The following is a 13,543-nucleotide window of genomic DNA, read 5'->3' on the forward strand; positions in this document are numbered from 1 at the left end:
CGCCGCCCGCATCAGTCCAGATGGCCGCTCTTGGCCTGCTTGATCGCGAGATAGTGGGCGTTGTGGGGATTGGCCGGCAAGCGGTGCGCGACGCGCTCGGCGGTGATCCCATGCGCCTCCAGCCCAGCCAGCTTGGCAGGATTGTTCGTCAGCAAGCGCACCCGATCGACCCCCAGCGCCCGCAACATCGCCGCGGCCAGAGCATAATCGCGCTCGTCGTCGGCAAAGCCGAGGCGCTGGTTGGCTTCCACCGTGTCGAGCCCGCGATCCTGCAGCGCATAGGCACGGATTTTGTTGGCGAGCCCGATCCCGCGCCCTTCCTGGCGCAGGTACAGCAGGATACCGCCGCCATCTGCCGCCATCAGCCGCAGCGCGGCCTGGAGCTGCGGTCCGCAATCGCATTTGAGGCTTCCGAACACGTCTCCGGTCAGGCATTCGCTGTGCAGGCGCGTAAGCGGTGCGCGGCCGCCGGGTGCGCCGACCAGCAAGGCGACATGCTCGCTGCCGTCTTCTTCGGCACGCATGGCGACGATCTGGGCGGGAACGTCGAGCGCCTCGACGGGGAGCACGGCCCGGGCCGCGATCGTGACATGCGCCGGTCGCGCAGCGTCGCGTGCTTCTTCGATTGAGAGATGGAAAGACGCCTCGCCTTCCAGCACCCACAGGGCCGGCATCAATCCGGAACGGCGCGCGAGGGCGAGCGCGGCCTGTGCGGCCTTGGGATCGTCCAGGGTCGCGGTTTGCAGCGGGCCGGGACCGAAGCGATCGAAATCGCGGGCGGCGTCGACCAGGCTGCGGACGGTCGCCGAATCCAGCCACGAGGCGCGCTCGATCAGTACCGGCTCGCGCGAGGAAGCGGAGTCGCGCTGGTTGGCGAGGCCGAGCGCTGCCGCCCGGGCGCCGCTCAGCAGGACCGGAGCCCGGCCGCCAGGGTCGAGCAGGCGGAGGAAGGCGTCGCTCGCGGTCTCGACCGCGGCCACGGTCAGCGAACCTACGGTGAGGGCGCGGCCGGCGCGCAGCGCGGCGATCGCCTCCGCGCCCTTTCTCAAAGCGAGAGCTCGACCACCAGCGGCACGTGATCGGACGGGCGCTCCCACGCGCGGCATGGCTCGTGCACCTTGTGCATGGTCGCCTGTGCGGCGACGCTGGGCGAGGCCCACATATGGTCAAGCCGGCGGCCACGATCGTTCTTCGTCCAGTCGGGCGAACGATAGCTCCACCAGGTGAAGCAACGCTCGGGTGCGGGCACGAACTTGCGACCGAGGTCGACCCAGTCGTGCGCCGCCTGCAGCCTCGCCAGCGCCTCGATCTCGACCTCGGTGTGGCTGACCACGTCGCGCAGCGCCTTGTGGCTCCACACGTCGCACTCGAGCGGCGCGACGTTGAAATCGCCGACGATGAGCGTGGGCTCGTCGAGGCCCTCCGACCAGCGGGTCATCCGCTCGATGAAGTCGAGCTTCTGGCCGAACTTGGGATTGAGCGTGCGGTCGGGAATATCGCCGCCCGCGGGCACGTAGACATTCTCGAGCCGAAGCCCGTTCGGCAGGCGCGCTCCGACATGCCGCGCCTCGCCATTGTCCTGCCAGTCGTGGCGGCCAGGATCTTCCAGCGGCACGCGGCTGAGGATGGCGACGCCATGATGCATGCGCTGGCCGTTCAGGGCGTGATGGACATAGCCGCGCGAGGTGAACAGCTCGGCCGGGAAAACCTTGTCCTCGGCCTTGGTCTCCTGGAGGCACAGGATGTCGGGCTGCTCCTCGTCGAGAAAGCGGCCGACGATGGGCACGCGGGCGCGAACGCTGTTGATGTTCCAGCTGGCGATCTTGAGTTTGCTCACGCAACGCCCCTAGCAAGTCGGCGCGGCGAAACGCAAAGGCCGGAACGGAAAAGGCCCCCGCTCCGGGGGCATGGAGCGAGGGCCGACCAAGCGTTCGTCACGCGAGGGACCTGCAGCGAGCCCGGTAACAGGGGGAAACCCAAGCCCATTGCTGCGGTCAAATGTCCCTGTACGTGATCGTGCCTGAAGCTCCGGTGAACAGTAGCTGATTCAATACGGATCACCGTGACTTAGCGACCCCGCTTCGGCGGTTCTCGATAGGTGAAGGCGGCGGCGGGGATGGCTACGTTGTAGCGCTGGCCGTCCAGCTTGACGGTGGTGCGCTTGTTCTGCGCGTCGATCGCGGTCCAGCCTTCCAGCATCAGGCCGCCCGGGGCCGCGCTGTTCTTGGAGAAGGCGAGCAGCAGGGTGCCGAATTCCGGACGGCGGGCATCGCGGGCGCGGACGACGACCACGCCGGGATTGGCCTGCGGCTCGATCCGCGCGATCCGCCCGAGGTTGGGTTGCGGCGAGAGCAGCACTGCCAGCGGCGACCGGGCGATCGGCCAGGCCGACTTCTGCCCGACCTCATAGTCGATGAAGGTCAGGTTCTTGCCGTCGCCAACCATCAACATGTTCGCGCCGGCGCCATATTCGAAGCGGATCTTGCCCGGACGCTGCAGGCTAAGCGTGCCCGACTGGGTCCGGCCGCGGCCATCGGCCTGGGTAAAACGCGCGGTCATGCTGGTAGTCGCGGCGAGGCTCTGCTCGACCGCCTTGAGCGGCGTGGCCTGCTGCGCAACGGCAGCGGGCGCCGCAAGCGACAGCACGGCAGCGAGCCCAAGCAGGCGCGGGTTGAAACGGTGGGACATCGAAGCTCCTGAAGTCATGTTGGCGCCGGCACTAGGCCGAGCGGCTTGAATGCCTTCTGAATTGCGCAGTTCCCTGCCGTTCACCCAACGTAGCGCTGGCGCAGCGCCATCATCGCCAGGGCCGCGGCGGCGGCGCCGCCCCCCTTGTCGAGCTGCGCGGGGTCGGCCCGCGCCAGCGCCTGCGCCTCGTTCTCGACAGTTAGGATGCCGTTGCCGATCGCCAGGCCGGTCAGCGTCAGGTCCATGATCCCGCGTGCGCTTTCGTTGCAGACTACCTCGAAATGATAGGTCTCGCCGCGGATCACGACCCCGAGCGCGACGAACGCGTGGTAGTCGCCGCTTTCGTCGGCAAGGGCGATGGCGGCGGGGGCCTCGAGGGCGCCGGGGACGGTCAACGTCTCGTGGGTGTGGCCGGCCTCTTCGATCGCGGCGCGGGCGCCGGCGAGGAGGAGGTCGTTCAGATGCTCGTAGAAGCGGGCTTCGACGATCAGGATGTTGGCCATGTCAGGCGTCTCCTCCGATGCAGCGTTCCTCGACGATGGCGAGGCCGTAGCCGCTGAGGCCGACGGGCGAGTGGCGGGTATTGGAAAGAAGTATCATGTCGTGGATCCCCAGCGCCGCCAGGATCTGCGCCCCAATGCCGTAGCTGCGCAGCGCTTCGCCTTCCTCCACTTCCTTGCCGATCCGGCGATCGGCCGCGCGGGAAAGAGATCCGGGGCTGGCGGCATGGAGAGCGACCACGACGCCCGAGCCCTGCTCCTCGATCATCCGCATCGCGCCCGCCAGCAGGCCGCCGCGCTCGGACGGTTCACCGAGCACGTCCGCGAACAGGTCGAGGCTGTGCATGCGAACCATTACCGGTTCTTCGGGATTAAGGGGGCCGAGGATCAGCGCCAGCTGTTCGGCGCCGGTCGCCTTGTCGCGGAACACCTGCGCCTGCCACTCGCCGCCCGACGGGCTGTTGAAAGGGGTCGCGGCGACGCGCTCGACCAGATGGTCGCGGCGCAGGCGATAGGCGATGAGGTCGCGGATGGTGCCGATCTTGAGCCCGTGCTGCCTCGCGAACTCCACCAGGCCGTCCAGGCGGGCCATGGTTCCGTCTTCGCTCATGATCTCGCAAATCACGCCCGACGGGTTGAGCCCGGCCAGTCGGCTGACGTCGACCGCGGCCTCGGTATGGCCGGCGCGGACCAGCACGCCGCCGGGACGGGCGACGAGCGGGAAGACGTGGCCGGGCGAGACCAAATCCTCCGAGCTGTTTCCGGCGTCGATCGCGACCGCGACGGTGCGGGCGCGGTCGGCGGCGCTGATCCCGGTGGAGACTCCGGTGCGCGCTTCGATCGAGACGGTGAAGGCGGTCTCGTGACGGGTACCGTTGGTGCGCGCCATCAGCGGCAGGCCGAGCGCATCCACGCGATCCTTGGTCAGCGCGAGGCAGATCAGCCCGCGCCCGTGACGGGCCATGAAATTGATCGCGTCGGGGGTCGCCATCTGGGCAGGAATGACGAGGTCGCCCTCATTCTCTCGGTCATCGTCGTCGACCAGGATGAACATCCGCCCATTGCGGGCCTCGTTGATGATCGCCTCGGGGCCGACCAGCACTTCGGTAGTGCCCTTTGCCAGCAACTTTTCGAGCCGGCCCAGCGTATCAGCGGTTGGATTCCAGTCCGACGAGCCGAGCTTGCGCAGCGAATTGGGGTGAAGCCCGGCCGCTCGGGCGAGACCGGATCGGCTGATTTCGCCAGTCTCGATGATGGCGGTCAGTCGTTCGATGAGATCGGTAGCCATGTGGCATCGTATCACACTAGAATGTGGGATGCGATACCCAGTTCGCCCATCTCAGTGTGAGGAGCGCGCCGCCACCATCCGCTGAAGATAACGCGCCAGTACGTCGATCTCGATGTTCAGCGCTCGGCCGACCGCAAGGCTTGCGAGCGTGGTCTGCTGTGCGGTGTGTGGAATGATGTTCACGCTGAAGTGGGTCTGCTCGCCCTCGTCGCGGACATCGTTGACGGTCAGCGACACGCCATCGAGCGTGACCGACCCCTTGGCCGCGAGCATCGGACCGAGTGCGGCGGGCACGGCCAGGCCGACGCGGAGGCTGTCGCCTTCGGGGCAGAGGCCGATCACTTCGGCAAGACCGTCGACATGACCGGTGACCAGATGGCCTCCCAGTTCCTCGCCGAGGCGAAGTGCGCGTTCGAGATTGAGGCGAGCGCCTTCCTGCCAGAGGCCAGGCGCGGTCTTGGACACGGTTTCGGCACTGAGATCGACCGCGAACCAGCCCTCACCCTTGTCCACCACGGTCAGGCAGGCGCCCGAGCAGGCGATCGAGGCACCGAGGTCAACCCCGGCCATGTCGTAGCCACAGTCGATCACCAGACGCAGGTCGCCCCGCTGCTCGGCGGTGCGGACGGTTCCTACGTCGGTGATGATGCCGGTGAACATGGACTAATTTTCCTCGGGGCGGACGCGCTCGTAGACTTCGAGCCGGTCGATGCCAAGCTGGCGCCCGTCGCGGGGCTCCCACCGGCCGTGCGCATCGCCGATCGCGTCCAACCCGATGTAGCCGACACTTTGCCGCCCTTCCCCGATGATGATCGGGGCACGGTAGAGCAGGATGCGGTCGACCAGATCCTCCGCAAGGAAGGCGGTGGCGGTGGCAGAGCCGCCTTCGACCAGCAAGTCGTTGACGTCATGAAGGCGGAACACGTCTGCTGGCGAGCGCAGCATCTCCCACCCCTCCACCGGATCGCCGCGACTGAGCAGGGCGCGTCGCGGCGAGCGCTCCTCCAGTCCCGGCAGCCGGACGTCGAGGCGCGGGCGATCGGCGGCCAGCGTGCCGCGACCGACCAGGATCATGTCGCAATGCGTGCGCTCGAGATGGACGTGGGCGCGGGCGTCCTCGCCGGTGATCCACTTGGATTCACCGGAAGGCAGCGCGATCTTGCCGTCGATCGAGAGCGCCAGCTTGAGCGTGATGCGGGGGCGGCCGAGCGCCTGGCGAGTGAGCCAGCCGGCCATGCTGTCCCGGGCGAGCTCCGCGCCAGCGCCGACGCGGACCTCGATCCCGGCGGCACGGAGGCGGGCGAAGCCCTTGCCGGCGGTGCGTTCGTCGGGATCCTCGATCGCGGCGACGACGGTGGCGACACCGCTTGAGAGGACCAAGTCGGTGCAGGTCGGCCCCCGCTCGCTGCGGTGATTGCAGGGTTCAAGCGTGGTGAAGAGCGTGGCGCCCTTCGCTCGCTCGCCGGCAAGGGCGAGGGCGATGGATTCGGCGTGGGGGCGGCCGCCGGGCGCGGTCACGCCCCGGCCGACGATCCCGCCATCGGTTGCGACGATCAGGCAGCCGACGTTGGGGTTGGGAGCCGTCGTTCCACGCGCGGCGGCACCTAACCGGGCCGCCTCCGCCATCCATTCGGCGTCACTCCTCGATGCCGAAGCTATTGGCGATCTCCTTGAACTGCTCCTGCCGCGCGCGCGCACGCTCCTCGCGGGCCTGTTGATCGGTGACCTGGTCGGCCTTGATCTCGGCGTCGGTGCGGTTGGCCGACCAGCTCTCGGGATAGATGACGGTCACCGGCGGCGCGGTGTTCACCTTGGCGTCGAGGAAGAAGACCACGATGATCACCACCGTGAAGACGATGCTGAGCCCGGCGGCGATCGCTTGCTCGCGTCCCCGCCGCCGGAACACGGCTCGCAAGTCGCGCAGCGCCGTCCGCGGACTGTGCATCGGAGGAAAGAAACCCATGCCCGCGATGTAGGGGGTCAGGCGGCGCGCGGCAAATGGGCCGCTCTCTTGGGCAGGAGAGCGGCTTGGCGGGTCATTCCTCGAGTTCGAAGCGCAGGGTGATGGTCAGCGTCGAGGCGACCGCGTTGCCGTCCTCGGTCGCCGGCCGGTAGCGCCAGTAGCGGGTGAGGTGGCTGCGCGCCGCGGACAGGAAAGCGGGGTCGGCCGTCCCGACCGGCTCGACCGCAGTCACCCGTCCCCGGGCATCGATCGACAGCCGCAGGCGGAGCACCGCCTCTGACTCGGTCCGCCGCATCGACTCGGGATAGGGCGGGCGCAGCAGGTCGGCAGGGGTCGCCGCGCGGGGCCCGACCCGGACTACGGCGGGCTGCGGAGGTGGCAAGGTCGGCGGCGGGAGGCTCTCGGCCAAGGCCGGTCCGATGTCGGCCACCTGGCTGCTGCTGCTCGGCCCCATGTCGATGCCGTCGGCCGGTCGGGGCAAGGGGATGACGGGAGGAAATTTGTCGATGTGGCTGATCGGTGGCGGCGGGAGCACTGTCTCGCTCTCCACCTGCGGTCTTGGTTCGGGCTTGGGGGCCGGTGGGGGCGGCAGAGGAATAAAGGTGGTTTTTGTGATCACCGGCTTGGGGAACAGCGGAATGTCCATCTTGGCGGTGATCAGCAGCCCGATCGCGACCGCATGACCGGCGGCGATCATCAGCAGGGCGGAAGGGCTAAGCCGGCGCCGGCTCCTCTGGCTGGCGGCGTAGGCAAGCATGGCAACCTCCTCTTCATCGCGAGTCGATATAAAGGATGTTACATCATTACATAAGGTGCGCAAGAGCGAGTGTGCTTGGTGCGGGCTGCGTCGATGATAGGCTAAGCCGCGGCGCTCGCCTCGAGCCGTTTCAGCGCACGTTCGCGCCCGATCAGCCGAGCCAGCGGCACCATCTCGGGCCCGCTCTCCCGCCCGGTCAGCGCCAGCCGCAGCGGCTTGAACAGCGCCTTGCCCTTGCGGCCGGTCGCAGCCTTGAGTGCGTCGGTAAGGGCGTGCCAGGGATCGGCCGACCAGTCGATCGCGGCGGCGTGCGTGGCAGCCTCCGCGAGGAAGGCGCGGTCCTCGGCAGGGAGGTCGGGCGCCGCGATGTCGCCTTGCACGACTTCCTGCCAGCCGGCGATCTCGGTCACATGGTCGAGGGCGGTGCGCAGCACGGTCCAGCTGGCCTCGTCCACCCAGGCGGGGACACGGTCGGCGACTGCGGCGAATGGCATGGCATGGAGCAACCGCGCGTTGAGCTGCTCGACCTCGGCCATGTCGAAGTGCGCCGGGGCACGGCCGAAATGCGCGAAGTCGAAGCTCGCTGCCAGTGGCTCGATGTCGGCGACCGCCTCGACCGGCTGACTGGTGCCGAGCCGGGCGAGCAGACTGAGCAGGGCCATCGGCTCCAGACCCCGCTCCTGCAACTCGCCGACACCGACCGCGCCGAGGCGCTTCGACAGCTTGCCCTCGGCCGCCACCAGCAACGCTTCGTGCGCCAGCCGCGGCGGCGGGCTCCCAAGCGCCGCGAACATCTGCAGCTGCACCGCGCTGTTAGAGACATGATCCTCACCGCGCACGATATGGGTGATGCCCAGGTCGATGTCGTCGATCACGCTCGGTAGCAGGTACAGCCAGCTACCGTCGGCGCGGCGGATCACGGGGTCGGACAGGAGGTGCGGGTCGAACTTCTGCTCACCGCGGACAAGGTCGTCCCAGCCGATCGGCTGCTCTTGGTCGAGGCGGAAGCGCCAGTGGGGGGCGCGGCCTTCGACAGGAGTATTCTCAGCCTCGGGCCGCTCGTAGATCGGCGGCAATCCGCGCCCGAGCAGGATCTTCCGGCGAAGGTCGAGCTCTTCCGGCGTCTCGTAGCAGGCGTAGATCCGGCCAGCGGCGCGAAGCTGCTCGAAATGCCGTTCGTAAAGCTCGAAGCGATCGGACTGCCGCACCGTGTGATGCGGGTGGAGGCCGAGCCAGGCGAGATCGGCGTGGATCGCCTGTTCGGCCTCGGGGCTGGAGCGTTCCCGGTCGGTATCGTCGATCCGCAGCAGGAATTTGCCCCCGTGCCGCTTGGCGAACAGGAAATTGTGCAGCGCGGTGCGAATGTTGCCGACGTGCAGGCGGCCGGTCGGCGAAGGGGCAAAGCGGGTGACGACGGTCATGGCAGCGCGACTATCGCTCCCGGGCCGCCGTGACCAGCCGCGCGGGCGTCAATCGCCGGTCCGGAACGCGTTGGTGATCGGATAACGACGGTCGCGGCCGAAGTTGCGGCCGCCCAATTTGACCCCGGGGGGCGCCTGGCGCCGCTTATATTCGGCGCGGAGCACCATCGTCTCCAGGCTGGCGACCAAGGCAAGGTCGCTGCCAGTCTCCGCCGCAACCTCGTGGACGCTCTGCTCGCGATCGATCAAGCCGTGAAGAATGGGATCGAGCTTGTCGTAGGGCGGCAGGCTGTCCTCGTCCTTCTGGTCGTGGCGCAGCTCGGCCGAGGGCGGCTTGGTGATCACGGTCTCGGGCATTACCGCCCCGGCGGGGCCGAGCAGACCGTCGGGCCGCTCCGCGTTGCGCCAGCGCGACAGCTTGAATACAGTGGTCTTGTAGGCGTCCTTCAGCACCGAATAGCCGCCCGCCATGTCACCGTAGAGGGTGGCATAGCCGACGCTCATTTCGCTCTTGTTACCGGTGGTCAGAAGCATCGGACCGAACTTGTTACTGAGCGCCATCAGCGTCACCATCCGCAGGCGAGCCTGGATATTCTCCTCGGCCAGGTCGCGCGGCCGACCGGTGAAGGCAGCGCCGAGCATCCCGTCGAAGGCATCGACCGCGGTCCCGATCGGGATGACGTCATGGCGGATGCCGAGAAGGCGGGCGCACCCTGCCGCATCGTCGAGACTGGCCTGGCTGGTGAACGCCGAGGGCATCATCACCCCCCACACCTTGTCGGCCCCCAGTGCGTCCACCGCGACCGCCGCCGACAGCGCCGAATCAATCCCGCCCGACAGGCCGAGCAGCACGCCCGGGAAACCATTTCGGGAAACATAGTCGCGCAGGGCAACCACCATCGCAAGGTAGATGTCTTCGGGGTTCGGCGACAGGGTGTGGATGTCGCGGGTCGTGCAGGTCCAGCGGCCGTCCGCCTCCTTCTCCCAATGAGTGAACAGCAACTGCTCTTCCCAGTCGCGCATCTGCACGACCTTGGTCCCGTCGGCGCCGAAAACCATCGAACTGCCGTCAAAGGCGAGTTCGTCCTGCCCGCCGACCCGGTTGAGATAGACCAGCGGCAGTCCGACCTGGCGCGAGCGGTCGCTGAACAGGCGCTGGCGCAGCTCGTCCTTGTCGATCTCGTAGGGGCTGCCGTTGGGGCTGAGCAGCATTTCCGAGCCGCGCTCGGCCAGGTGGCGGGAAACGTCCTCCAGCCACAGATCCTCGCAGATCGGAATGCCGATCCGGACCCCCTTGAAGGTGAAGGGCTCGGGCAGGGGCCCCGAAGTGAACACCCGCTTTTCGTCGAAGGTGCCGTAGTTGGGCAGCTCGCGCTTTAGGGTGACGTACAGCTCGCGGCCCTCGTCGGCGACGATCACGGCATTATAGGCCTTGCCCTCGCGCTGCACGATCGACCCGAACGCCAGCGCCGGACCGGGTTCGGCGGTGGCGGCGACCATGGCGGCGGCGGCCGCTTCGGTTTCGCGCAGGAAAGCGGGCTTCAGCACCAGGTCTTCCGGCGGATAGCCGACCAGTTGCAGCTCGGGGACAAGCAGCAGATCGGCGCCCGCCGCTTGCCGCCGCATCGCCAGCATGGCGTCGGAATTGGCGCGCAGGTCGCCGACCTTCTGGTTCATCTGGGCGAGCGCAATCGTCAGGCGGTCGGTCATGCTTATCCCCCTAAGCGAGAAGGCGGGCTTTCGTCCAACGTCCGACGTGGCTAGGGATGCCCCCACATTCGGGGAGGCGTCATGAAACTGCTGGCCGGCAATTCCAACGCGCCGCTCGCGCGCGCGATCAGCGACTATCTGGAGATCCCGCTTACCCGCGCGAGCGTCCGCCGCTTCGCCGACGAGGAGATTTTCGTCGAAATCCACGAGAATGTCCGCGGCGAGGATGTCTTCCTGATCCAGTCGACCAGCTACCCGGCCAACGACAATCTGATGGAATTGCTGATCTGCATCGATGCGCTGCGCCGCGCCTCGGCCAAGCGGATCACGGCGGTCATGCCTTATTTCGGCTATGCCCGGCAGGACCGGAAGCCCGGCCCGCGCACGCCGATCTCGGCCAAGCTGGTGGCGAATCTGATCACCACCGCCGGGGCCAACCGGGTGCTGTCGGTCGATCTTCACGCCGGGCAGATCCAGGGCTTCTTCGACATTCCGACCGACAACCTATTCGGCGCGCCGGTGGTCAGCGCAGACATCCAGGCGCGGTTCGGCGATCAGCCGATCACCGTGGTGTCGCCCGACGTCGGTGGCGTGGTGCGCGCGCGCAGCCTCGCCAAGCGCCTAGAGAACGCTCCGCTTGCGATCGTCGACAAGCGCCGCGAAAAGGCTGGCGAATCGGAAGTGATGAACATCATTGGCGATGTCGAGGGGCGGTTCTGCATCCTGATCGACGATATCGTCGATTCGGCTGGCACCCTGTGCAACGCCGCGGCGGCCCTGAAGGCGCAGGGTGCGCTGGGCGTGGTCGCTTATGTCACCCACGGCGTGTTGTCGGGAGGTGCCGCGGCGCGAGTGGCGGCGAGCGAGCTGACCGAGCTGGTGGTCACCGACAGCATCTATTCGGGTGAAATGGATCTGCCCGGGACCAAGATCCGCCGTCTCACCATTGCCCCGCTGCTGGCCGAGGCGGTGCGCCGGATCGCCGACGAATCGAGCGTTTCCAGCCTGTTCGATTGAGGACAGGCGGGCCGCTTCACATCGGCCCGCAGCCCTTCCGGCTTCAGCTATTAGGCGCGAGCATTCCCGCAGCGACGTAAAGGATAGCGGCGACCGGGCCGGTGACGAGCACCGCGAGGATGATGGCCAGCCTGATCACCAGCGGGTCGGTGCCGGTCATGTCGGCAAGCCCGGCGCCAACGCCCATCAGTTTCGCGTCGGTGCGGTTGAGAACAAAGCGGCGATTCATCGTGTTGATCCTTGGAAAAGCGAGGTGGCGGTTCAGGCGATCGGAAGCGGGCCGACGGCGGCGCTGACGAACAGCATGGCGGCAACGAAAGCACCCGACAGCGAGACGGCGAGCTGGCGAAGGTTGAGGGTCGTGGTCATGTCATTCTCTCCTGTTTTCTCTCGATCCGGCGTCGGTGCCGATCGATGACAGAGGTGATGCAGGAGCCGTGCCAGATTGCGGTTTGCGCGTGAGATCAACGACTTATCGCCGTAGGCCTAAACAGCTTGGGACGCCCCGCCCCGCGAGTTGGGAAGATCCACCATAGGATGGTCCGATCGTCAGTAATCCCCAATGCCCCATTAACCATTCTCGCCAGCGAAGCCGAAAGGGATGAGGGTTAACAGGCGGCTTACCGCGTTGCTTGGGCTTCTGCCCCGGCACGCCTGATGTGGGGACATGAACGATTATGAAGAAGACGATCTTTGCCGCGGCCGTGCTGGCCGCCGTTGCCGCCGCCACGCCGGCTGCTGCCCAGAACGCAACCTCGGCCAGTCCGCGCGCCCTGGCCGGCGCCCGCCTGATCAAGCCGCTGGCGCTGAGCGCCGTGCGTGACCTGAATTTCGGCACCATCGTGATGGGCACCATCAATGGTGACCAGACCGTCAGCATCAACGGCGCCGGCGCCGTCACCTGCGGCGCGTCGGGCGGTGGCCTCACCTGCGCTGGCTCGCCCGTCTCGGCGACCTACCGGATCACCGGTACCCAGGGCCAGGTCGTGACGATCTCCTCGGCCGCTGCCAGCTTCCCGCTGACCGGTTCGAACGGCGGCACCCTTGCCTTCACGCCGTCCTTCCCGACGTCGCTGACGCTCGGCAATTCGGGCAGCCCGGGCAACGACTTCAACGTCGGTGGTTCGGTCGTCATCAACAGCAGCAGCGTCGACGGGGTCTATTCGGGCCAGATCGATATCCAGGTCGCTTACCAATAGGCAGCCGATCCGGAAGGATTGCTGACCAGAGGGGGGCGGTTCCGCGAGGAGCCCCCCTTTTTGCGTGGGCATGGCCGCCCGCCGCGAAGGGCATGGTTAGCGCTTCATCAACCATTGGCTGCGAGAAAGCTCCGGAATGGTGGCAATCGCGCCGCCGTGGGAGCCCGTCACACGCCATGTCCATCACCGCCCGCCTCGCCCTCCGTGCCGCCCTGCTCGCGCCGCTGGTCGCCCTGGCGCCGCCGGCAACGGCAGGTGTCGGTGACCTGCTGGTCGCGCCGACCCGGATCATTCTCAACAATGGTCGCGGGACCGAGATCATCCTCAATAACATCGGCGACGAGACCGCCACCTACCGCATCAGCGTCGAGGTCAAGCGGATGCGGAGCGACGGCACCTTCGAGGATGTCGCCACGCCGGACGCCCGCGAAGTGACTGCGCGCGACATGATCGTCTATGCCCCGCGCCGCGTCGTGCTTCCGCCGCGCCAGCCGCAGACCATCCGCATCGCCGCGCGAGCGCCGGCCGGCCTGGCCGACGGCGAATATCGCGTCCACCTGCTGTTCCGCGCTGTTCCAGCGGCCCAGCCGCCGGTCCAGACCCCGGCCGACTTCAAGGGCATCGGCTTCGCCCTGACCCCGGTCTACGGCGTCACCATCCCCGTCATCGTTCGTCTCGGCAATCTGTCGGCAAAGGCCGGCATCGCCAATGTCGGAAAGGTCATGCTCGAGGGCCATCCGGCGATCGCGCTGGAACTGACCCGCGCCGGATCGCGCTCCACCTTTGGTGAAGTGCGGGTGCTGAAGGCCGGTCTCAAGGAGCCGCTCGCCATCCAGCGCGGGGTTGCCGTCTATACCGAGATCGACCGCCGTACCGTGACCGTGCCGCTCAGTGCCGAACTGGTGGCGCAGGCCAACGGCCCTGTGACCGTGCAATATCTCGAATCGGTCGATGGCGTGTCGACGATGCTCGCCGAAACCAGCGCGGTCCTGCGCTAGAA

General features: G+C 67.5%; 15 protein-coding genes. 3 read left to right on the forward strand and 12 right to left on the reverse strand.

Features of this window, described 5'->3' with window-relative positions; genetic code table 11:
- Positions 1–11 precede the first annotated feature (11 nt).
- The 11 genes from ribA to M1K48_RS10225 form a co-directional block, all read right to left on the reverse strand.
- Complete coding sequence (gene ribA / locus M1K48_RS10175) at positions 12–1,106, reverse strand: GTP cyclohydrolase II (RefSeq protein ID WP_406696641.1); 1,095 nt, start codon at positions 1,104–1,106, stop codon at positions 12–14.
- On the reverse strand, positions 1,046–1,837 hold the full coding sequence (locus tag M1K48_RS10180) for an exodeoxyribonuclease III (RefSeq protein ID WP_249454960.1): 792 nt from the start codon (positions 1,835–1,837) through the stop codon (positions 1,046–1,048). The genes ribA and M1K48_RS10180 overlap by 61 nt, the downstream gene beginning before the upstream one ends.
- Positions 1,838–2,067: 230 nt before the next feature.
- Complete coding sequence (locus M1K48_RS10185; RefSeq protein WP_249454962.1) at positions 2,068–2,688, reverse strand: LolA family protein; 621 nt, start codon at positions 2,686–2,688, stop codon at positions 2,068–2,070.
- A gap of 80 nt (positions 2,689–2,768) precedes the next feature.
- A complete protein-coding gene (gene ribH, locus M1K48_RS10190) occupies positions 2,769–3,191 on the reverse strand; it encodes a 6,7-dimethyl-8-ribityllumazine synthase (RefSeq protein ID WP_249454964.1) in 423 nt (140 codons plus the stop codon).
- A gap of 1 nt (position 3,192) precedes the next feature.
- Positions 3,193–4,476, reverse strand: coding sequence for a 3,4-dihydroxy-2-butanone-4-phosphate synthase (gene ribB / locus M1K48_RS10195; protein WP_249454966.1), 1,284 nt, complete (start codon positions 4,474–4,476; stop codon positions 3,193–3,195).
- Positions 4,477–4,527: 51 nt separating this feature from the next.
- Positions 4,528–5,136 (reverse strand): riboflavin synthase, encoded by a 609-nt coding sequence (locus M1K48_RS10200; RefSeq protein ID WP_249454968.1) that lies wholly within the window; start codon positions 5,134–5,136, stop codon positions 4,528–4,530.
- A 3-nt stretch (positions 5,137–5,139) separates the two neighbouring features.
- Positions 5,140–6,102: a bifunctional diaminohydroxyphosphoribosylaminopyrimidine deaminase/5-amino-6-(5-phosphoribosylamino)uracil reductase RibD gene (ribD, locus tag M1K48_RS10205; protein WP_249454970.1), complete on the reverse strand. Its 963-nt coding sequence runs from the start codon at positions 6,100–6,102 to the stop codon at positions 5,140–5,142.
- Positions 6,103–6,112: 10 nt separating this feature from the next.
- Positions 6,113–6,439, reverse strand: coding sequence for a hypothetical protein (locus M1K48_RS10210; protein WP_249454972.1), 327 nt, complete (start codon positions 6,437–6,439; stop codon positions 6,113–6,115).
- Between the two features lie 73 nt (positions 6,440–6,512).
- The gene (locus M1K48_RS10215) at positions 6,513–7,196 is read right to left on the reverse strand and encodes an energy transducer TonB (protein ID WP_249454973.1); all 684 of its coding nucleotides are present in this window, start codon (positions 7,194–7,196) and stop codon (positions 6,513–6,515) included.
- 101 nt (positions 7,197–7,297) lie between these two features.
- Positions 7,298–8,617 (reverse strand): glutamate--tRNA ligase, encoded by a 1,320-nt coding sequence (gene gltX, locus M1K48_RS10220; protein WP_249454975.1) that lies wholly within the window; start codon positions 8,615–8,617, stop codon positions 7,298–7,300.
- A 48-nt stretch (positions 8,618–8,665) separates the two neighbouring features.
- Complete coding sequence (locus M1K48_RS10225; protein ID WP_249454977.1) at positions 8,666–10,327, reverse strand: NAD+ synthase; 1,662 nt, start codon at positions 10,325–10,327, stop codon at positions 8,666–8,668.
- A gap of 81 nt (positions 10,328–10,408) precedes the next feature.
- Here M1K48_RS10225 and M1K48_RS10230 point away from each other — a divergent pair, with 81 nt between their 5' ends.
- Entirely contained in the window at positions 10,409–11,344 is a 936-nt protein-coding gene (locus M1K48_RS10230) for a ribose-phosphate pyrophosphokinase (RefSeq protein ID WP_249454979.1), read from the forward strand.
- Positions 11,345–11,387: 43 nt separating this feature from the next.
- On the opposite strand, the gene M1K48_RS10235 is transcribed toward M1K48_RS10230, so the two are convergent.
- Positions 11,388–11,573 carry a PspC domain-containing protein gene (locus M1K48_RS10235; RefSeq protein WP_249454981.1) on the reverse strand — a complete coding sequence of 62 codons (186 nt, stop codon included), beginning with the start codon at positions 11,571–11,573 and terminating at the stop codon, positions 11,388–11,390.
- Between the two features lie 448 nt (positions 11,574–12,021).
- Between M1K48_RS10235 and M1K48_RS10240 the strand changes: the two genes are divergently transcribed.
- Both M1K48_RS10240 and M1K48_RS10245 read left to right on the forward strand, forming a co-directional pair.
- Positions 12,022–12,543, forward strand: coding sequence for a DUF4402 domain-containing protein (locus M1K48_RS10240; protein WP_249454983.1), 522 nt, complete (start codon positions 12,022–12,024; stop codon positions 12,541–12,543).
- Between the two features lie 176 nt (positions 12,544–12,719).
- Positions 12,720–13,541, forward strand: a complete 822-nt coding sequence (locus M1K48_RS10245; protein ID WP_249454984.1) for a fimbrial biogenesis chaperone — start codon at positions 12,720–12,722, stop codon at positions 13,539–13,541.
- Positions 13,542–13,543: the final 2 nt, after the last annotated feature.

This window comes from Sphingomonas glaciei (genome assembly GCF_023380025.1).
Taxonomy (GTDB): domain Bacteria; phylum Pseudomonadota; class Alphaproteobacteria; order Sphingomonadales; family Sphingomonadaceae; genus Sphingomicrobium; species Sphingomicrobium glaciei.